This window comes from Sphingomonas sp. LR55, assembly GCF_036856015.1.
Taxonomy (GTDB): Bacteria; Pseudomonadota; Alphaproteobacteria; order Sphingomonadales; family Sphingomonadaceae; genus Sphingomonas.
Map to the genome: position 1 here is coordinate 3,322,871 of NZ_JASPFO010000001.1, position 18,367 is coordinate 3,341,237.

Annotated in this window: 17 protein-coding genes and 3 pseudogenes; 11 read left to right on the forward strand and 9 right to left on the reverse strand. The window is 65.6% G+C overall.

The features are described 5' to 3' along the window. Nucleotides 1-85: 85 nt before the first annotated feature. A complete protein-coding gene (locus QP181_RS16040) occupies nt 86-1,303 on the forward strand; it encodes a glycosyltransferase family 2 protein (RefSeq protein WP_333929158.1) in 1,218 nt (405 codons plus the stop codon). Between the two features lie 77 nt (nt 1,304-1,380). On the opposite strand, the gene QP181_RS16045 is transcribed toward QP181_RS16040, so the two are convergent. Both QP181_RS16045 and QP181_RS16050 read right to left on the reverse strand, forming a co-directional pair. Then, nucleotides 1,381-1,971, reverse strand: coding sequence for a class I SAM-dependent methyltransferase (locus tag QP181_RS16045; RefSeq protein ID WP_333929159.1), 591 nt, complete (start codon nt 1,969-1,971; stop codon nt 1,381-1,383). Between the two features lie 86 nt (nt 1,972-2,057). Then, on the reverse strand, nt 2,058-3,275 hold the full coding sequence (locus QP181_RS16050) for an argininosuccinate synthase (protein ID WP_333929160.1): 1,218 nt from the start codon (nt 3,273-3,275) through the stop codon (nt 2,058-2,060). 134 nt (nt 3,276-3,409) lie between these two features. Here QP181_RS16050 and QP181_RS16055 point away from each other — a divergent pair, with 134 nt between their 5' ends. Next, nucleotides 3,410-3,802 carry an EF-hand domain-containing protein gene (locus tag QP181_RS16055; protein WP_332755841.1) on the forward strand — a complete coding sequence of 131 codons (393 nt, stop codon included), beginning with the start codon at nt 3,410-3,412 and terminating at the stop codon, nt 3,800-3,802. Between the two features lie 144 nt (nt 3,803-3,946). On the opposite strand, the gene QP181_RS16060 is transcribed toward QP181_RS16055, so the two are convergent. The 3 genes from QP181_RS16060 to QP181_RS16070 are packed head-to-tail and all read right to left on the reverse strand — an operon-like array spanning nt 3,947 to nt 6,735. After that, nucleotides 3,947-5,170 carry a class I SAM-dependent methyltransferase gene (locus tag QP181_RS16060; RefSeq protein WP_333929161.1) on the reverse strand — a complete coding sequence of 408 codons (1,224 nt, stop codon included), beginning with the start codon at nt 5,168-5,170 and terminating at the stop codon, nt 3,947-3,949. A 48-nt stretch (nt 5,171-5,218) separates the two neighbouring features. Next, a complete protein-coding gene (locus QP181_RS16065) occupies nt 5,219-5,980 on the reverse strand; it encodes a molybdopterin-dependent oxidoreductase (RefSeq protein ID WP_333923805.1) in 762 nt (253 codons plus the stop codon). Continuing rightward, entirely contained in the window at nt 5,977-6,735 is a 759-nt protein-coding gene (locus QP181_RS16070; protein WP_333929162.1) for a cytochrome b/b6 domain-containing protein, read from the reverse strand. The genes QP181_RS16065 and QP181_RS16070 overlap by 4 nt, the downstream gene beginning before the upstream one ends. 51 nt (nt 6,736-6,786) lie before the next feature. Between QP181_RS16070 and QP181_RS16075 the strand changes: the two are divergent. Then, nucleotides 6,787-7,400: pseudogene (locus QP181_RS16075) on the forward strand (flavin reductase family protein). 205 nt (nt 7,401-7,605) lie between these two features. On the opposite strand, the gene QP181_RS16080 reads toward QP181_RS16075, so the two are convergent. From QP181_RS16080 to QP181_RS16095, 4 genes and pseudogenes are all read right to left on the reverse strand, one after another. Beyond that, complete coding sequence (locus tag QP181_RS16080; RefSeq protein ID WP_333929163.1) at nt 7,606-8,373, reverse strand: sulfite exporter TauE/SafE family protein; 768 nt, start codon at nt 8,371-8,373, stop codon at nt 7,606-7,608. After that, nucleotides 8,357-9,565, reverse strand: a complete 1,209-nt coding sequence (gene rlmN, locus QP181_RS16085) for a dual-specificity RNA methyltransferase RlmN (RefSeq protein ID WP_333929164.1) — start codon at nt 9,563-9,565, stop codon at nt 8,357-8,359. Before rlmN ends, QP181_RS16080 begins: the two co-directional genes overlap by 17 nt. 230 nt (nt 9,566-9,795) lie before the next feature. Next, a pseudogene (locus QP181_RS16090) lies at nt 9,796-10,267 on the reverse strand (invasion associated locus B family protein). Further along, entirely contained in the window at nt 10,264-10,947 is a 684-nt protein-coding gene (locus tag QP181_RS16095; RefSeq protein WP_333929165.1) for a histidine phosphatase family protein, read from the reverse strand. Before QP181_RS16095 ends, QP181_RS16090 begins: the two are co-directional and overlap by 4 nt. Nucleotides 10,948-11,086: 139 nt before the next feature. Between QP181_RS16095 and QP181_RS16100 the strand changes: the two genes are divergently transcribed. The 8 genes and pseudogenes from QP181_RS16100 (at nt 11,087) to QP181_RS20110 (ending at nt 18,240) form a co-directional block, all read left to right on the forward strand. After that, nucleotides 11,087-11,740, forward strand: coding sequence for an outer membrane protein (locus tag QP181_RS16100; protein WP_333929166.1), 654 nt, complete (start codon nt 11,087-11,089; stop codon nt 11,738-11,740). 130 nt (nt 11,741-11,870) lie between these two features. Continuing rightward, the gene (gene dnaN, locus QP181_RS16105; protein ID WP_056017955.1) at nt 11,871-12,989 is read left to right on the forward strand and encodes a DNA polymerase III subunit beta; all 1,119 of its coding nucleotides are present in this window, start codon (nt 11,871-11,873) and stop codon (nt 12,987-12,989) included. 54 nt (nt 12,990-13,043) lie between these two features. Further along, a complete protein-coding gene (locus QP181_RS16110; RefSeq protein ID WP_333929167.1) occupies nt 13,044-13,184 on the forward strand; it encodes a type II toxin-antitoxin system Phd/YefM family antitoxin in 141 nt (46 codons plus the stop codon). 277 nt (nt 13,185-13,461) lie between these two features. Next, entirely contained in the window at nt 13,462-14,262 is an 801-nt protein-coding gene (locus QP181_RS16115; RefSeq protein WP_333929168.1) for a Coq4 family protein, read from the forward strand. Nucleotides 14,263-14,307: 45 nt separating this feature from the next. Beyond that, nucleotides 14,308-14,549: pseudogene (locus QP181_RS16120) on the forward strand (AAA family ATPase); the annotation flags it as partial. A 102-nt stretch (nt 14,550-14,651) separates the two neighbouring features. Further along, a complete protein-coding gene (locus QP181_RS16125) occupies nt 14,652-15,494 on the forward strand; it encodes a DNA replication/repair protein RecF (RefSeq protein ID WP_443027600.1) in 843 nt (280 codons plus the stop codon). Nucleotides 15,495-15,581: 87 nt separating this feature from the next. Beyond that, on the forward strand, nt 15,582-16,388 hold the full coding sequence (locus QP181_RS16130; protein WP_333929169.1) for an OmpA family protein: 807 nt from the start codon (nt 15,582-15,584) through the stop codon (nt 16,386-16,388). Nucleotides 16,389-16,905: 517 nt separating this feature from the next. After that, nucleotides 16,906-18,240 (forward strand): ATP-binding protein, encoded by a 1,335-nt coding sequence (locus tag QP181_RS20110; protein ID WP_443027556.1) that lies wholly within the window; start codon nt 16,906-16,908, stop codon nt 18,238-18,240. The last annotated feature ends 127 nt before the right edge of the window (nt 18,241-18,367 follow it).

Below are 18,367 nucleotides of genomic sequence, written 5' to 3' on the forward strand. Positions count from 1 at the left end.
GGTGAACGTCGCCGGCTTAGCGGCGAATAGTTAACCCTCTTTTTAGCGTTCGGTCCGTATGCCTTCGGGCAAGGGAGGATCATCCATGCCGACAGTGCTGGCCTATCAATCGCCGATCGTCGAACGCGGAACGTCAGCGGTGGAAGCGGAGGATGCGGTCGAACTGTCGATCGTCATGCCCTGCCTCAACGAAGCCGAGACGCTCGCCCTCTGCATTCGCAAGGCGCAGGAATTCCTGCGGTCGAGCGGGGTTGCCGGCGAGGTCGTGATCGCCGACAACGGTTCGACCGATGGGTCGCGCCAGATCGCGAATGCGATGGGCGCGCGCCTCGTCGGCGTCGAGACGAAGGGCTATGGTGCGGCGCTGCTGGGCGGGATCGCGGCGGCCCGCGGACGCTTCGTGATCATGGGCGATGCCGACGACAGCTACGACTTTCTCGCGTTGATGCCGTTCGTCACCGCGCTCCGAGATGGCGGCGAACTGGTGATGGGCAACCGGTTCCAGGGCGGGATCGCTCCCGGTGCGATGCCGCCGCTGCATCGATATCTTGGCAACCCCGTCCTCAGCTTCCTCGGGCGTCGCCTGTTCAACGCGCGCATCGGCGACTTCCATTGCGGTCTGCGCGGATTCCGCCGCGATTCGGTCCTTGGTCTTGGCTTGCGATCGTCGGGCATGGAGTTCGCCAGCGAGATGGTCGTCAAGGCGGTCATGCACCGGCTCGATGTCCGCCAGGTGTCGACCACGCTGTCGCCCGACGGTCGCAGCCGTCCGCCGCATTTGCGGACGTGGCGCGACGGCTGGCGGCATCTGCGCTTCCTGCTGACCTATGCTCCGCGATTCCTGTTCGTCTATCCCGGCCTGATCGCCGCAGCTGGCGGCGCGGCGGGAGTCGCGGTACTCGCGACCGGCGGGGTCGAACTCGGCGGTATCGAACTCAGCGCGACGACGATGCTGTTTGCGGCGATGACAATGCTGCTGGGTAGCCAGTTGATCGGCTTCGGAATCCTCGCAAGACTCTACGGCGTCGCCAGCGCCTTGTGGCCGACCAGCATGCGGGTCGATCAATTCCGCCGCCACTTCAGCGTCGAGCGCGGTTGCATCCTCGGTGGTCTTCTCCTGCTGCTTGGCATGGCCGGTAGTGCAGCGCTGCTCGCCCAATGGGGGCGGGCGGGATTCGGGCCGATGGAGCCGGTCCATCTCATGCGTCTGGCGATCCCGACGATGGTGGCGTGCGTCATCGGGTTGCAGACGATGTTTACCAGTTTCCTGATCGGACTGATCGACACCCGACCCGATCGCTGAGGTTGGGATGGGCATGAAAAAGGGGAGGATACGATCGCCGTATCCTCCCCTTTTTCATGCTGATCACGCGCTTCGGTTCAGCGTGACAGCACCGTCACGAAGTGCAGCCCGCGATCGAATACCCACGAGAACGGGCGCGGGTACAGCGACAGCCGCGTCGCGAACCTGCTGACGCCCAGATCCAGCGTCCGCCAGATGCTGGTCCATTCCTTGCGCGACAGATAGTTATACGGCAGCCTGACGCCGTGCGCGGCGTTGCCGACCCAATCCATGAAGCGCAGCGTGGTGTTTGCGGCGATGCCGTTGCGCAGATGATCCTTGATGATGACCATCGGTGCGATCCGCGCAATCTCGGCGAGCACGGCTTCGGGGTCGTCGGTATGATGCAGCACGTCAACGACGATCGCCGCGTCGAAGGCGTTGTCTGCAAACGGGATATGTGCCCCATCGAACGCATGGACCGGGATCGCCGTGTCCGGGCGCACCAGCACGTCGATGCCTTCGATCGTCACGTCTGGCCGCGTCTGCATGATCAGCACGGCCAGATCGCCGCTGCCGCAGCCGACATCGAGCACCCGCGCATCGGCGGGCAATCGATCGGCGATCACCGCGGCCAGACGCCGAATACGACGGCCGAACACCAATTTGTCATGAACCGCACCCAGCACGTCGCATCTCCCCAATCAGAGATGCGACCTTGCCGTTGAGTCGATGATATTTGGTTAACGCGCGGTATGTGGCGACCTTCGCCGTCTTACCGGTCGCGGCGCCCCAGCAGCCGCAGCCGCAACGCGTTCAGCTTGATGAAGCCCGCCGCATCGCGCTGGTCGTACGCGCCCTGATCGTCCTCGAACGTCACGACCTTCTCCGAATACAGCGAGTTCGGCGATTTGCGGCCGACCACGTACACGCCGCCCTTGTAGAGCTTCAGGCGGACGGTGCCCGACACCTTCTCCTGGCTGTGATCGATCGCCGCCTGCAGCATCTCGCGCTCCGGCGAGAACCAGAAGCCGTTGTAGAGCAGCTCGGCATAACGTGGCGCCAGTTCGTCCTTCAGATGCGCGGCGCCGCGATCGAGCGTCAACTGCTCGATGCCGCGGTGCGCGAGGTGATAGATCGTTCCGCCCGGCGTCTCGTACATGCCGCGGCTCTTCATGCCGACGAAGCGGTTCTCGACGAGGTCGAGACGGCCGATGCCGTGGCGGCGGCCGTATTCGTTGAGCGTCGACAGCAGGGTGGCCGGGCTCATGCCCTCGCCGTTGATCGCGACGCCGTCGCCGCGTTCGAAATCGATCGTGATGTATTCCGGCGCGTCAGGTGCGTCCTCGGGGTTCACGGTGCGCGAATAGACGTAATCGGGGACCTCGTCCCACGGATCTTCGAGCACCTTACCCTCGGACGAGGTGTGTAGCATGTTCGCGTCGGTCGAGAACGGCGACTCGCCGCGCTTGTCCTTGCTGACCGGAATCTGGTGCTGCTCGGCGAACTCGATCAGGCGCGTGCGGCTCGTCAGGTCCCATTCGCGCCACGGTGCGATCACCTTGATGTCGGGCGACAGCGCGTAATAGCCGAGCTCGAAGCGGACCTGGTCGTTGCCTTTGCCGGTCGCGCCGTGGCTGACCGCGTCCGCGCCGACCATCTTGGCGATCTCGATCTGGCGCTTGGCGATCAGCGGCCGCGCGATCGACGTGCCGAGCAGGTACAGCCCCTCGTACAGCGCGTTCGACCGCATCATCGGGAACACGTAGTCGCGCACGAACTCCTCGCGAAGATCGTCGACGAAGATGTGCTCGGGCTTGACGCCCATCATCTCGGCCTTGGCGCGCGCCGGCTCGAGCTCTTCGCCCTGGCCGAGATCGGCGGTGAACGTCACGACCTCGCAGTTATACGTCTGCTGGAGCCATTTCAGGATCACGCTCGTGTCCAGGCCACCGGAATAGGCGAGCACGACGCGGTTGATCTGATCGGTCACGGGCAGGGTCCTTCGGGCAATATCCAATGCGGCGCCCCTATGCGTTGAGTGGCCCTCATGCAACCGCGCGCATTCATGGCGCGTACAACCAAACCGGTCTATTCGCGCCTCGCATCCTCTGGAGTTTAACCACCGTGCTACGCCAAAGCCTCACCCTCTTCGTCCTCGCCGGCCTTGCGACGCCAGCGCTCGCGCAGGAAACCCGCGCGTCCGCCTCGGCCAAGTTCAAGACCGAGTTCGCTGCGTCGGACACGAACAAGGACGGCGTCCTCACGCGCGCGGAAGTGCAGGCGCGGATCGGCAACATGAAGGTTGGCGGACAGGGGCGTCCGGATCCGGTCCACGCCAAGCGTCTCGCCGACCTGTGGTTCACCAGCGCGGACAAGAACAAGGACGGCAAGGTCACGCAGGCCGAAGCGCAGGCGCTGCTCGCGGCGACGTTCGCGAAGTACGATGCCAACAAGGACGGCAAGATCGGCGGCGACGAGCGCGCTGCCGCGAAGGCCGACGTGCAGGGGCCGCGCTGACGCCCACCCGATGGTCGCCAGAATTCCGTTCGTCCTGAGTAGGGGCTGAGCGAAGCCGAAGACCCGTATCGAAGGACATTGCCCCGGGCGAATCCTTCGATACGCCGCTTCGACAAGCTCAGCAGCTACTCAGGACGAACGGACTTAGTCCCGCAACGCCCGCTCGCCCTCGATCATATAGTCGCGCGTGAGCGGCAGCGTCATCCGGCTCTTCGACAGCTGAATCTGGTAATTGACCATCCCGCCAGTGCGGAACGCCGCCGCGGCGCCTGCCAGGTAGAACGTCCACATCCGGTAGAAGCGCTCGTCGTACAGCGCGACGATCGCGTCCTTCGCGGCCACCGTCCGGTCGTACCATTGGTCGATCGTCAGCGCGTAATGGACGCGCAGCACCTCGATATCGGTCGGGAACATCCGCAGTCCCTCATACCCCTTCACGATTTCCGACAGCGCCGGGTTATAGCCACCCGGGAAGATGTACTTGGTCGTGAAGGTGTCGGTGACGCCCGGCCCGCCCATCCGCCCGATCGTGTGGAGCAGCATCACACCGTCTTCGGTCAGCAGATCACGGCATTTGCGGAAGAACGCCTTGTAGTGCGCCGGGCCGACATGCTCGAACATCCCGACCGACACGATCCGGTCGAACGTTCCGGTCAGCGCGCGATAATCGATCAGCTCGAACTTCACCTTGTCGGCGACACCGGCTTCCTCGGCTCGACGCCGTGCGACCTTCAGCTGTTCCTCGCTCAGCGTCACGCCGAGCACCTCGGCACCGGTCTTCCCGTGCAGGTACAGCGCCATCCCGCCCCAGCCACAGCCGATGTCGAGCACGCGCATCCCCGGCTGGATCGCCAGCTTGGCGGCAATGTGCGCCTTCTTATCGTTCTGCGCCTGCTCCAGGCTGTTGCCCGCATCGGTGAAGTACGCGCAGGAATATTGCCGGTCCGCGTCGAGGAACAGGTCGTACAACCGGTCGGACAGGTCGTAGTGATGCGCGACGTTCTTCTTCGACCGGCGCGCCATGTTCACGCGGTCGACGCGATGCACCACCTTGTCGAGCAGCTTGATCGGCAGCGACGGATTGAGCCCGCCGCCACGCTCCCACGGGCTGTTGCCCTTGAGCAGATTGACCAGATCGCGAATATCGCCGCGCTCGATCACGAGGCGGCCGTCCATGAACGCCTCCGCCGCGCCGAGTGCGGGGTGGCGGACGATCGCCCCTGCGACTCCCGGCTGGGTCAGCCGGATCGTGACCGGGTTATAGGCGGGGTCGGGCTTGCCAAAATGCTTGGTGGTGCCGTCCGCGTGGATGAGCGTGAGTTCGCCGGTTTTAACCTGCCGGGCCAGGAAACGATCGAAAAGTGCCATGAGGCGTTAGCTAATGATTGGTACGGAATTGCGCCACCCCGCGGCCGATCAGATTCCCGCATACCAGTCGTAATCGACGTTATCTTCCCAATAGCCCCCCTTGCCCTTGCCAATGCCTTCGAGGCTGGCGACCGCGTCGATCGCCGTGACGTATTTCGCGTGCTTGTAGCCTAGTTGCCGTTCGACGCGCAGCCGGACGGGCGCGCCGTGGGCGACGTCGAGCACCTGATCGTTGAGCGCCCAGGCGAGGATGGTCTGCGGGTGGAACGCGTCGACCAGATCGACCGACTCGTAATAATTCGCGCCGCGGTACAGGTCGGCGCAGGTGAAGACGATGTAGCGCGCGGTGCGCTTCAGGCCGGCGGCGTCGAGCAGCGCGCCAAGCTTCGGTCCCTGCCATTTGCCGATCGCGCTCCAGCCCTCGACACAATCGTGCCGCGTGATCTGCGCGCGCGCGGGCATCTGGCGAAGCTGCGGCAAGCTGACCGACAGCGGCCGATCGACCAGCCCGCCGACCTTGAGCCGATAATCCGCGAAGTTGTTGGCGACCATCGCGGTATAGTCCGCCGTCCCCGGATTGCTTGTGCCGTTCGACCGGAAGATCGGCGACATCTGCGCAGGGCTGAACTCTGGCGCCAGCGCGTTGCGGTTGGTCAGCGCACGTTGCAGCCCGCGGTTCATGTCCTCGCCCATAAACAGGATTTTCCGCGCCTCGGGGTTCGCGGCGATCTTATCGCAGCCGGTCAGCAGCGCGCCTGCACCAATGGTCGCGCCTACAATTAGCGAGCGGCGGGTAATCAGCGAGCTCATGCGACGTCCTCCGACGTGTGCTTGGGAACATGCCAGCGCCCGGTGATCATCGACCGTACCTCGTTCCAAGTCCCCGCAAGGATCACCAGTGCGAGATGCGCGATGATGAACAGCACCAGCCCGGTCGCGGCGATGAAGTGGATCGACCGCGCCGACTGCCGCCCGCCAAACACCTCCAGCAGCCACGGCCATGCCGCATCCATCCCCGGCGACATCGTCAGCCCGGTCAGGATCATCACCGGGATCAGCACGAAGATCGTCGCCACGTAGGACAGCTTCTGGAGGATGTTGTACGCGCCCGGCCGCTTTGGATCGTGGAAGCGGAAAGCGAGATGCTCCTTCACGTCGTGCCCGACCTCGCGCGGCGACAGCTCGGCGGCGCGGACGCGGAGATCGCGCTGGAAATGCTTGTTGACCAGGCTGACGATCATGAACCCGAGCAGCGCGAAGGCGAGCACCAGCGCGAACAGCAGATGCCACCGCCGCGAAATCGCGAGGTTATAGCTCGTCGGGATCGTCAGCAGGTTGAGCAGCGACACCAGCCAGCTCGGCCACTGGTCGAGCGTCGTCCACGCGGTGTCGAAATTCGCGCCGTACCGGCCCCAGTACAGCCGCGGATGCGCCTTGAGGATGCCGATCCCGCTGCCGATCATGATGAACATCGTCACCACCGTCACCCAGTGCCATATGCGCGTCGCGAGCCGATGGCGCTTGATGATCGGGGTGCTGATAGTCGGGGCAGTGGGATCGTTCATGCTCGACCTTCGCTATAGGCAGTCGGACCATGGCATAGCAGGAATAAGTGTATGACCGAATGGCATTCTTACGAGCCCGCGGACGGCCATCGCCTGCCGCATGATCCGCTGAACGCGATCGTCGCGCCGCGACCGATCGGCTGGGTCAGCACGCTGTCCGCAGACGGCGTCGCCAACCTCGCGCCCTATTCGTTCTTCAACCTCTTCAACTACGCGCCGCCGATCATCGGCTTCTCGTCGATGGGCTGGAAGGACAGCGTCGCCAATATCGAGGCGACCGGCGAGTTCGTCTGGAACCTGGTCTCGCGCGACCTGAGCGAGGCGATGAACACGACCGCCGCGAACGTCGCCGCCGACGTCGACGAGTTTGCGCTCGCCAAGCTGGAGATGGCAGCGTCGACTACGGTGAAGCCACCGCGCGTTGCGGCGTCGCGCGCAGTTCGAGTGCAAGCTGACGCAGCTGATCCGCCTGGAAACCAAGGAAGGCCGCGAGCTCGACCAGTGGCTGGTGCTCGGCGAGGCGGTCGCGATCCACATCGACTCGGCCATGCTGGAGGACGGTGTCTACCAGACGGCGCGCGCAACCGATCCTGCGCGGCGGCGGTCCTGCGGATTACTTCGAGATCACCGAGGACGCGCTCTTCAAGATGCGCCGGCCGGGCTGACCCCGACGTCCGTCATCACCACAAAGTCCGTCATCCCAGTGAAAGCTGGGATATCCCGGTAACGGAGCGCACCCTCGCCGCACGAGACCCCAGCTTTCGCTGGGGCGACGGCTTCTTTGGAAATGTGTGACGCCAAACCAAGCGTGTTCACCCGCGAAGGCGGGTGCCCAGACTGGGTCCCCGCCTTCGCGGGGAACATCGTGGTTCAGGCGTATGCTCTGTAAAAAAACACGATCGTCGTCGTCGCCGTCACCAGCAGCGTCCACCCGCGGATCACCGCATCCGGCAGCTTCCGCCCGAACCGCGCGCCGAAATACCCGCCGACCACGCCGCCCGCCATCATCGGCAGGCACAATGTCCACGCCACCATGCCGGTCGCCGCGAACACGATCGTCGCGGCGGCGTTCGCGGTCGCCAGCATCAGCGTGCGCGGCGCAGCGAGCTTGGCGGGCGACGCGCCGGACAATAATCCCCAGGCGGCGGTCAACATCATCCCGACGCCGCCCCCGAAATAGCCGCCATAGATCCCCAGCAACGTCTGCGCGGCGATCAGCGAGCGCGACCCGATCGCAACGCGTGCATGCAGCCAGGTCGAGGCGGGCTTGCCGAACGCGATCGCGAGCGTCGCCATCAGCAGCAGCCACGGCACGATCACGTCGAACGCGGTCGCCGGGGTGAAGAACAACAGCAGGCTGCCGACCAGCCCGCCGACGAACGTTATCCCCGCCAACGTGCGGATACCGACGCCACCGACCGGCCCGAGATCCGCCCGATAGGCCCACGCGCTGGCCATCGCCGCCGGCTGCACCGCGACGTTGCTGGTCGCGTTGGCGATCGGCGAGGGCAGGCCGAGCGCGATCAGCGACGGCATCGTCGCGAAGCTGCCGCCGCCCGCCAGCGCGTTCATCGCGCCGCCCAGCATCCCCGCACCCGCCGCCAATCCCAGCGAAGCCAGATCAGACAAAGGCGGCATCAGACTCGGCGGCGGCCTCGCGATCGATCTGCGCGCGGCTCTTCTTCTCCGACGCGGTCTTCAGCTGTCCGCACGCCGCGTCGATATCGCGCCCGCGCGGCGTCCGCACCGGCGCCGAAATCCCCGCGCCGAAGACGATGCTCGAGAACGACTTGATCTGCTCGGGCGTCGAGCACTCGTATTGCGCACCCGGCCACGGGTTGAACGGAATGAGGTTCACCTTCGCCGGCAGCTCGTACTTCCGCAGCAACCGCACCAGCTCGCGCGCGTCGTCGTCGGAGTCGTTCTTGTCCTTTAGCATCACATATTCGAACGTGATCCGGCGCGCGTTGTTGGTGCCCGGATAGTCCGCGCATGCCTGAAGCAGCTCTTCGATGCCGTACTTCCGATTGAGCGGCACGATCTCGTCGCGCACTTCCTTGGTCACCGCGTGCAGCGACACGGCAAGGTTCACGCCGATCTCGGCCCCCGCACGCGCCATCATCGGCACCACGCCCGATGTCGACAACGTGATCCGCCGCCGGCTCAGCGCGAGCCCGGCGCCGTCCATCACCAGCTTCAACGCATCGCGGACATTCTCAAAATTATAGAGCGGTTCGCCCATCCCCATCATCACGATGTTGGTGAGCATGCGGCCCTCGGGCTGGCTCGGCCATTCGCCCAGCGAATCGCGTGCGAGCATCACCTGCCCGACGATCTCGGCCGGCGTCAGGTTGCGCACAAGCCGCATCGTGCCGGTGTGGCAGAAGGTGCAGTTGAGCGTGCAACCGACCTGGCTCGACACGCACAACGTGCCGCGATCCGCGTCGGGGATGAACACCATCTCGTAATCCTGCGCGTCGTCCGAGCGCAGCAGCCATTTCCGCGTGCCGTCGGTCGACACCTGCGCCTCGACCACGTTGGGGCGGCTGATGACGAAGCGCTGCTCGAGCCACGGGTGCATCGTCTTCGAGATATCGGTCATCGCCGAGAACTCGGTCGCGCCGCGATTGTAGATCCAGTGCCACAGCTGCTTGGCGCGCAGCTTGGCCTGCTTCTCCTCCAACTGCGACGTCTCCAGCGCCATCCGCAGATCGGCGAGCGACAGCCCGAGCAGGTCGATCCGCCCATCGCTGCGCGGCACGAAGCTGCGGGGAACGGGCACGGGATCGATGTGCCCCGGAATAGGCATGAGGTTCGCGGCGGTCTGCATGACGCGGCCCGTAGCGGAATTTTCGTGATTTTTCTACTGGCTGCGGGATGGGAGCGGAGTCGGCGCAGTCAGGCCGAACGTCACCCAAAATAACCACCACCCCGGCGAAGGCCGGGGCCCAATAGGAAAGGTCGTCGCAACGGAGAACTGAGCGTCGGTACACCCGTCACCCAATTGGGCCCCGGCCTTCGCCGGGGTGGTGGTACTGAGTGAGGGCGAACGCCTACAGTTCACCCCCCGCTACATGCCAGCACAGCCGCATCGATCGCTGTCGCCGCCCCGGACAGCGCATACACATCCGCAAACGGCCGCCCCCCGACGCCGACCGCCTCGACACTCATGCTCCGTCCCGACCGCATCGCCGCCACGATCGCCCGATCGCTCGGCGCATCGCTCGCCCACGCATCCAGCCCGTTCGCCACCAGCGCGAATCGACGCTCGCCAACCGTCAGCGTCACCCCCGCCGACCGATCTCGCTCCCGACTGAGTCGCACATACAAAGACGCGCGCAAACCCCGCTTCGGCCACGTTGCCACGCTCGCAAACCCGGACGAGCGCCCCCCGCCATCACCGGCCGAGCAATCGCGTAACACCGCGGGGGCGAGGCATCGCGAAACGCCCCCAGCCCTTGTAGACGCCGATCGTGTCGCGCGCCGATGCCGGGACCGCGGTCGCGAGGATCAGCAGAGCCGCCAATCTCACGCTGGAGCGAATCCCGTACCAAGATGCGGCACTGTCGCGCGTCCGTTCTCCACCAGCGTGACCGACCCCTGCGGCAACCCCTTCGCAATCGGCGCACCGAGCAACGGATCGACCGCCGCACCTGTCATCACGCCCAGCATCACCCGACTCGAGATCCCGTGCATGATCACCAGCCGGTCGCCCGACTCCTCCGCGGTATCTGCCAGCCACCCGCCAACCCGCGCAGCAATCTCCGCATACGTCTCGCCGTCCGGCGCAGGCTTCAGCGTGCCCCCCGGCAGCATCACCGGCCCGACCTCATCGACGACGTCCGCGTAATAGCGGCCGCCCCACGACCCCATGTCGATCTCGACCAACCGGGCATCGGTCCGCGCGTCGTGCCAATCCAGCTCCAGATGCTCGCAGATCACCGCCAGCGTCTGCAAGGCCCGCCCGGTCGGCGACGCCCACAACGCCAGCTTCGGCTTCACCCCCAGCACCCCACGCAAAGCCCGCCCAAGCTCGTCCGCCTGCGCGAACCCAGCCCGAGTCAACGGCGTATGCGCGGCATTCCCCTGCAACCGATGCGCCGCGTTGAACACGGTTTCGCCGTGCCGCGCGACGAAATCGCGTCCCTTGCGAAGGGCCGGACTATCGCTTGATCGGGCGTCGCGTTCACCCTGCCGTTGGCTTGGAATCATGGCCCGCGTTTCAACCCCCTGTGGCGCAAAAGCAACGGATTTCCGCGTTTATCTGGGGTTCATGCAACGCCCGCGCGGTTGGTCCATTGGAGCGGTCCGCCCCGCGTAATGGGGCGCCAGATCAGTAAGGAGTAACCCAATGCGTACGCTCATCGCCGTCTCGCTGCTCGCCACCACAGCCGTCGCAGCACCCGCCCTCGCGCAGACCAACCCGACCTTCACCGGCCCCCGCGTCGAGGCCACGCTCGGCTACGACCACACCGGCGCCGGCAGCAGCGTGTCCAACAACAACGGACGCGACGACCAGAAGATCGACGGCCTGCTGTACGGCGGCGGTATCGGCTACGACATCGCGACCTCGGACAACATCGTGCTCGGCGCCGAAGCCGAACTGACCGGCTCGACCGCGAAGAGCGACCGCAACGACTACACCAGCGACTTCGGATATGGCCGCGTCAAGCAGGGCCGCGACATCTATGTCGGCGCGCGCGCAGGCTATGTCGTCGCACCGACGACGATGCTGTACGTCAAGGGCGGCTACACCAACTCGAAGCTCGAAGTGCTCGCGGGCAGCACCAGCCAGACCACCGACAATAATTTCAAGCTCGACGGCTGGCGCGTCGGTGCGGGCGCCGAGCACGCGATGGGCCCGAACAGCTACGCCAAGCTCGAATATCGCTATTCGAACTATGAGCGCGGCAACATCGACTATGCGACCGGCGCCACCAGCAGCCGCTTCGACGTCGATACCGACCGCCATCAGGTCGTGGCGAGCTACGGCTTCCGCTTCTGATCGCTTTAACGCGACGTTTACCGTGATCAAAGAAGGGTCGGGGCGCTTGCTCCGACCCTTTGTTGTTGGGTAAGCCATTAGCGGATTGCCCCCAGCCCCGAGTCCGGCTGTGGAGGCCGGGGGAATTTTGATGAAGGCGACGATCGAACGCGCAACGCTCCTCAAGGGGCTGAGCCATGTCCAGTCCGTGGTGGAGCGGCGCAACACCATCCCCATCCTGTCGAACGTGCTGATCGAGGCGACCGCTGAGGGCACGCTCAAGCTGATGGCGACCGACCTTGATCTCCAGATCAACGAATCGATCGCAGCAGCGGTCGACCAGCCCGGCGCGACCACCGTATCCGCGCACACGCTGTTCGACATCGCGCGCAAGCTCCCCGAGGGGTCGCAGGTCCAGCTCGCCGCGTCGGAAGGCCGGATGAGCATCGTCGCAGGCCGCGCGCGCTTCTCGCTCGGCACGCTGCCGCGCGACGATTTCCCGGTGATCGCCGAGGGCGAACTGCCGACCCAGTTCGAGCTGCCCGCCGAGACGCTCAAGCAGATCATCGACAAGACTCGCTTCGCGATCTCGACCGAAGAGACTCGCTATTACCTCAACGGCATCTTCCTGCATGTGGCGGACGGCGACAGCTCGAACCCGGTGCTGAAGGCCGCCGCGACCGACGGCCACCGCCTCGCGCGCGTCACGCTGCCGCGTCCGGAGGGTGCCGAATCGATGCCCGACGTGATCGTGCCGCGCAAATGCATCGGCGAGCTGCGCAAGTTGCTCGACGAGGTCGACGGTTCGGTTGGCGTCTCGCTGTCGCCGACCAAGATCCGCTTCGACCTCGGCCAGGCGATCCTGACCTCGAAGCTGATCGACGGCACCTTCCCCGACTACAGCCGCGTGATCCCGACTGGCAACGACAAGATCCTCAAGATCGATCCGAAGAGCTTCATGGAAGGCGTCGACCGCGTCTCCACGATCGCGACCGAGAAGACGCGGGCGGTGAAGATGGCGCTCGACCGCGACAAGATTACGCTGTCGGTGACCTCGCCCGAAAACGGCACTGCCGCGGAGGAAGTCCCCGGCGATTACGTCGCGCTGCCGTTCGAGATCGGCTTCAACAGCCGCTATCTGATGGACATCCTCGCGCAGATCGACGGCGACATGGTCGAGGTGCACTTGGCTGATGCCGCCGCCCCGACGCTGATCCGCGAGAACGACAAGTCGCCCGCGTTGTACGTGCTGATGCCGATGCGCGTGTGATTCGGTCCGCCTGTCGCTCCGTGGTATAGCGGGGCGACAGGCAGGAGCCGGATCATGAACGTGATTGATGTTGCCGATTTAAAAGACCAGCTCGGCAAATTGATAGACTGGCTGGAGGCCAGGGAGATCGTGCACATCACACGCGACGGTCGGCCTTTCGCGTGTGCGACCCCGGAATTACCACTCGTGCCTTGAGCCAAGCGCCTCGATTGCAGTCAGCTAGAGATCTTGGCGAAGTATCGACCGTAAGATCGCAAATTCACAGGTGGCCGGCGTGCCGCGCTTTGGCGTTCCCGCTCTGTAAAAGCATCGGGCTTGGAGACTGTCCGGAGACGGGCAGCCGGCTTCACATATTGCGATACCAAGCATGTGAAGTCGTAGTCATCGAAAGGCCATCCTGTGGGGTGGCTTTTTCGTTTGAACCCATCGTCGTATCTGATACTAACAGTAATGTCAGTAAGGAGTCGACTCGATGGCGAAGCTTCCTCCGTTTCCCGGTACGACCGGTCGTCGCGATTGGCGTACCGCGTTCGATGCGATCAGGAAATTGCTCGCGAACGGCGACGACACGACGCAGGTTTTCCGGATCATGCGCGCGCTGAACGTCGGCAACGCACCGATGAACTACGCGCGGCTGATCGCTTCCGAGCAGGGCGGCCGGATCGCCTATGACCGCGTCGAACTGGCACAGCGTTTCTCCGATCCCGCGTTCGTCGCGAGCTTCGCGCCCGGCACGGTGGGGGCGGCGTATCGGAATTTCCTCGAGACGACAGGCTATTCCGCGGACGGGCTGGTCGAGGTCTCGCGGCTCGAGCCGTCAGAGGACGATCTGGCGCATCCCTATGCGTGGTTCGGCCGGCGGGTGCGCGACACGCACGACATCTGGCACGTGCTGACCGGCTACAAGGCGGACGAAAGCATGGGTGAGGCGGCGCTCGTGGCGTTCAGCTACGCGCAGGTCGGCGGGCTCGGCTGGGCGCTGATCGGCTCGGCTGCGGCGCTGAAGAGCATGCGCGTTACGGGGAGCAAGCTGTTCGCGAAGGCGGTCTGGGAAGGCTATCGCAACGGACGCAAAGCAAAGTGGATTTCGGGCGAGGATTATCTGCACCTCCTCCACGAACCGCTCGACGCTGCGCGCGAACGGCTCGGGATCGTTACGCCGGTCGCCTATCTGCGGGCACAGCGCGAACTCGGCCCCGAACTCGCCTCGTATCTCAGCATGCAGAAGGCGAAGCTCGAACCGGCGATCGTCCCCGAGCGGATCGCCGCCTGAGGCAAAGGCTGACGGCGCGCGAAAATTGCCGCTAAGGGCGGTGCGATGCTGTCGCGCCTGGTCCTTACCGATTTTCGTAATCATGCCGATCTGACGCTCCAGCCGGGGCCGGGGTTCGTGGTGTTGACCGGCGAGAATGGCGCAGGGAAGACGAATATCCTCGAAGCTGTGTCGCTGCTCGCACCCGGCCGCGGACTTCGTCGCGCTGCACTGGGCGAGATGGCGCGGCAGGGCGGGGCGGGAGGCTTCGGTGTCGCGGCGACACTTTCCCCCTCCCGCTTGCGGGAGGGGTTAGGGGAGGGCGTGACGTACGTACTGGCGACCGGTGTCGAGGAAAGCGCGCCCCTCCCCGACCCCTCCCGCAAGCGGGACGGGAGTCAGAGCCGGAAGTGGGAATACCCTCGTCCGGCGAAGTCGACGTCGCGACCGGCACGCTAGCCTCGGCCCCAGAACGCCGCATCGTCCGCATCCAGGGCGCCACCACCACTGCGAACGCGCTCGCCGAATGGCTCACCATCCTCTGGCTCACCCCGGCGATGGACCGCCTGTTCGTCGCCCCCGCCAGCGAGCGTCGCGGCTTCCTCGATCGCCTCACGCTAGCCCTCGCCCCCACCCACGCCCACCACGCCGCCCGCTATGACGCGGCGATGCGCGCGCGAAACCGCCTGCTCGCCGACGAAGGCCGGCCCGATAGCGACTGGCTCTCCGCGCTAGAGGCGCAAATGGCCGAGCACGGCGCCGCGGTCGATGCCGCCCGGCGCGAGACAGTGACGTTGCTCGGAACACGGCTTGCGGAACAAGGCGACAGCCCATTTCCCCGCGCCGGCCTGACACTCGAAGGCTGGGCCGGCGATACCACGCGCCTGCAATCCGACCTTGCCCAGGGCCGTGCGCGCGATGCCGCTGCCGGGCGCACGCTCAGCGGACCCCACCGCGTCGACCTGATCGTCACCCATCTCGACAAGGCGCGAGCCGCCTCGCTCGCCTCGACCGGCGAGCAGAAGGCGCTCCTGCTCGGCATCGTCCTCGCCCACGCCGACCTCGTCGCGGAACGCACCGGCCAGCCCCCCGTCCTGCTCCTCGACGAGGTCGCCGCACATCTCGACCCGGCGCGCCGTGCGGCGCTGTTCGCGCGGCTTGCAGGCCGCGGCCAGGTGTGGATGACCGGCACCGAAGACGCGCTGTTCGATGCGATCGGCGCCCAGGCAACGCGGATCGCGGTCGGGCGTTAGGCTGAACGCGCGCTGTCGAGCAGGCTCACCGCGCGTTCAAGCGGGCGCGGGCAAAGCTCCGTCCATCGAAGACACGGAGAGACGATGATGACCCGGAATTTCACGCGCGCAGCCCTCGGCGTCCTGATGGTCGCAGCAACCACCGCCCCCGTTTTAGCGCAGGTCCGTGACGGAGGACGGCCCGAGGGGCGTTACGACATGAGCCGCGCGCCCTGGTTGCGCCCCGGCTATCGTCTGGAAGGCGTAGGCGTGCCGGTACTCTTCCCCGAACTGCGCAATACGCGGCGCGGCATTGCGTTCGTGATGCCGAACTTCGATGCGAACGGCGATGGCCGGATCAGCCCCCGGGAAGCCGACGATGCCAACCGCGAGTTCGCCCGCATCGCGGGACCCCGCCGCGACCGATTCGACTGGGATGCGTATGGCCGTGACCCACGCGGCTACCGCGGCGGCGGCACCACGGTGGTCGAGACCACCACGACGTGGGATCGCGGCGCGATGCGCAACTACGGCTTCCGCCAGACCCCGCGCGGCGCGACGCTGACGCTGCAGGAGGACGTACTGTTCCGCACGGATAGCGACGTGCTGCGTCCCGGCGCGATCGAGAAGCTGCGTCCGCTCGCGCGCTATCTGCGCGGTAACCCCGGCGTGCGCGTGTCGATCGATGGGTTTACGGACTCGCGTGGTACCGACGCGCACAACCAGGACCTGTCTGAGCGGCGCGCGGCGAGCGTCCGCCAGGCGTTCGACGACATGGACGTGGTCCGTGCCCGCTTCAGCGTCGTCGGCCACGGCGAGCGCGATCCGGTCGCCACGAATGCAACGCCCGCCGGCATGCGTCTCAACCGCCGCGTCGAAGTCACACTCCTCGGCCAGCGCGCCGACCGTTTCTGAGGAGCAGCTCCCTCTCCCCCTCGGGGAGAGGGAAGGGGGCCGCCGCACTTGTGGTGGGAAGGGAGAGGGGCGTGAGGCTCAGGAGTTCGCCCCAACTCCCCCTCACCCTTCCGTCGCCTACGGCTCCTCCTTCCCTCTCCCCCAAGGGGAGAGGGACGTAAGGGCCGCGCCCCTTCAGCCGCCCACCACCCCGGCGAAGGCCGGGGCCCAGTTGGGCGACGTCGCTAACAGAGTGCGGCACGTAGTTATTGAAACCTTTCCACCTGGGCCCCGGCCTGCGCCGGGGAGGTGGCTTCACCGGAGAAGCCGCGAGCCGCTGTCCTACACGACCCTACGCTGTCACCATCCCCGCATGGCGCTCCCAACCTCCTCGAAACCGACACGCCCGACACGCGAAGTGCACACTCGACACAAAACGCTCCCAGCGTCCGCACTTCCTATACTTCACTCCCGCGCACCCGAGCCCCTACAGGCCATTTCGCTTCCGTTTCGGCCCTCGGATGCCTATATACTTGTCATGGCATCCAACCCTGAATCCAATAATCCCAACCTCCCGAACATGGGCGACTACGGCGCCGACTCGATCAAGGTCCTCAAGGGCCTCGACGCGGTGCGGAAACGCCCCGGCATGTACATCGGCGACACCGACGACGGCTCGGGCCTCCACCACATGGTGTTCGAGGTCAGCGACAACGCGATCGACGAGGCGCTCGCCGGGCATTGCGACCGGATCGACATCGTCCTCAACGCCGACGGCTCGGTCTCCGTCACCGACAACGGCCGCGGTATCCCGACCGGTATCCACACCGAGGAAGGCGTGTCCGCAGCCGAGGTCATCATGACCCAGCTCCACGCCGGCGGTAAGTTCGAGAACACCAACGACGAGAACGCCTACAAGGTCTCGGGCGGCCTGCACGGCGTCGGCGTCTCGGTCGTCAACGCGCTCAGCGAATGGCTCGACCTGACGATCTGGCGCAACGGCGAGGAGCATTACATGCGCTTCGCGTTCGGCGATGCGGTCGCGCCGCTGAAGGTCGTCGGTCCCGCCACCGAAGGCCAGAAGGGCACGCGCGTCACCTTCTTCCCATCGCCCGCGACCTTCAAGATCACCGATTTCGACTTCGACAAGCTCGAACATCGCTACCGCGAACTCGCCTTCCTCAACTCGGGCGTCCGCCTGTTCCTCTCCGACGCGCGGCACGAGGAGATGAAGACCGTCGAGCTCTATTACGAGGGCGGGATCGCCGCGTTCGTGAAGTATCTCGATCGCGCGAAGGTGCCGTTGATGCCCGAGCCGGTCGCGATCAGCGGCACGCGCGACGACGTCACGATGGACGTCGCGTTGCAGTGGAACGACTCCTATTACGAGAACGTCCTCGCCTTCACGAACAACATCCCGCAGCGCGACGGCGGCACGCACATGGCCGCGTTCCGCGCCGCGTTGACCCGCACACTTAATAACTACGCCGAGAAATCGGGCATGTTGAAGAAGGAAAAGGTCCAGCTCACCGGCGAGGACATGCGCGAAGGCCTGACCGCGATCGTCTCGGTCAAGCTGCCCGATCCCAAGTTCAGCAGCCAGACCAAGGACAAGCTCGTCTCGTCCGAAGTCCGCCAGCCGCTCGAAAGTCTGATGGCCGACAAGATGGCCGAATGGCTTGAGGAAAACCCCGCGCACGGGAAGGCGATCGTCGCCAAGATCATCGACGCCGCCGCCGCGCGCGAGGCCGCCAAGCGCGCGCGAACTGACGCGCCGCAAGGGCGTGATGGACATCGCCTCGCTGCCCGGCAAGCTCGCCGACTGCCAGGAGCGCGATCCCGCCAAGTCCGAACTGTTCCTGGTCGAGGGTGACTCGGCCGGCGGCTCGGCAAAGCAGGGCCGCGATCGCCATTTCCAGGCGATCCTCCCGTTGCGCGGCAAGATCCTGAATACGGAGCGCGCGCGAGGATCGCATGCTGTCGAGCCGCGAGATCGGCAC

What these genes read in the sequence shown, in the direction of transcription:
- QP181_RS16040 (WP_333929158.1), top strand. Translation starts at nt 86, where the DNA reads ATGCCGACAGTGCTGGCCTATCAATCGCCGATCGTCGAACGCGGAACG.
- QP181_RS16060 (WP_333929161.1), bottom strand. Translation starts at nt 5,170, where the DNA reads ATGGCACTTTTCGATCGTTTCCTGGCCCGGCAGGTTAAAACCGGCGAA.
- QP181_RS16065 (WP_333923805.1), bottom strand. Translation starts at nt 5,980, where the DNA reads ATGAGCTCGCTGATTACCCGCCGCTCGCTAATTGTAGGCGCGACCATT.
- QP181_RS16070 (WP_333929162.1), bottom strand. Translation starts at nt 6,735, where the DNA reads ATGAACGATCCCACTGCCCCGACTATCAGCACCCCGATCATCAAGCGC.
- QP181_RS16080 (WP_333929163.1), bottom strand. Translation starts at nt 8,373, where the DNA reads ATGCCGCCTTTGTCTGATCTGGCTTCGCTGGGATTGGCGGCGGGTGCG.
- rlmN (WP_333929164.1), bottom strand. Translation starts at nt 9,565, where the DNA reads ATGCAGACCGCCGCGAACCTCATGCCTATTCCGGGGCACATCGATCCC.
- QP181_RS16095 (WP_333929165.1), bottom strand. Translation starts at nt 10,947, where the DNA reads ATGATTCCAAGCCAACGGCAGGGTGAACGCGACGCCCGATCAAGCGAT.
- QP181_RS16100 (WP_333929166.1), top strand. Translation starts at nt 11,087, where the DNA reads ATGCGTACGCTCATCGCCGTCTCGCTGCTCGCCACCACAGCCGTCGCA.
- dnaN (WP_056017955.1), top strand. Translation starts at nt 11,871, where the DNA reads ATGAAGGCGACGATCGAACGCGCAACGCTCCTCAAGGGGCTGAGCCAT.
- QP181_RS16110 (WP_333929167.1), top strand. Translation starts at nt 13,044, where the DNA reads ATGAACGTGATTGATGTTGCCGATTTAAAAGACCAGCTCGGCAAATTG.
- QP181_RS16115 (WP_333929168.1), top strand. Translation starts at nt 13,462, where the DNA reads ATGGCGAAGCTTCCTCCGTTTCCCGGTACGACCGGTCGTCGCGATTGG.
- QP181_RS16130 (WP_333929169.1), top strand. Translation starts at nt 15,582, where the DNA reads ATGACCCGGAATTTCACGCGCGCAGCCCTCGGCGTCCTGATGGTCGCA.
- QP181_RS20110 (WP_443027556.1), top strand. Translation starts at nt 16,906, where the DNA reads ATGGCATCCAACCCTGAATCCAATAATCCCAACCTCCCGAACATGGGC.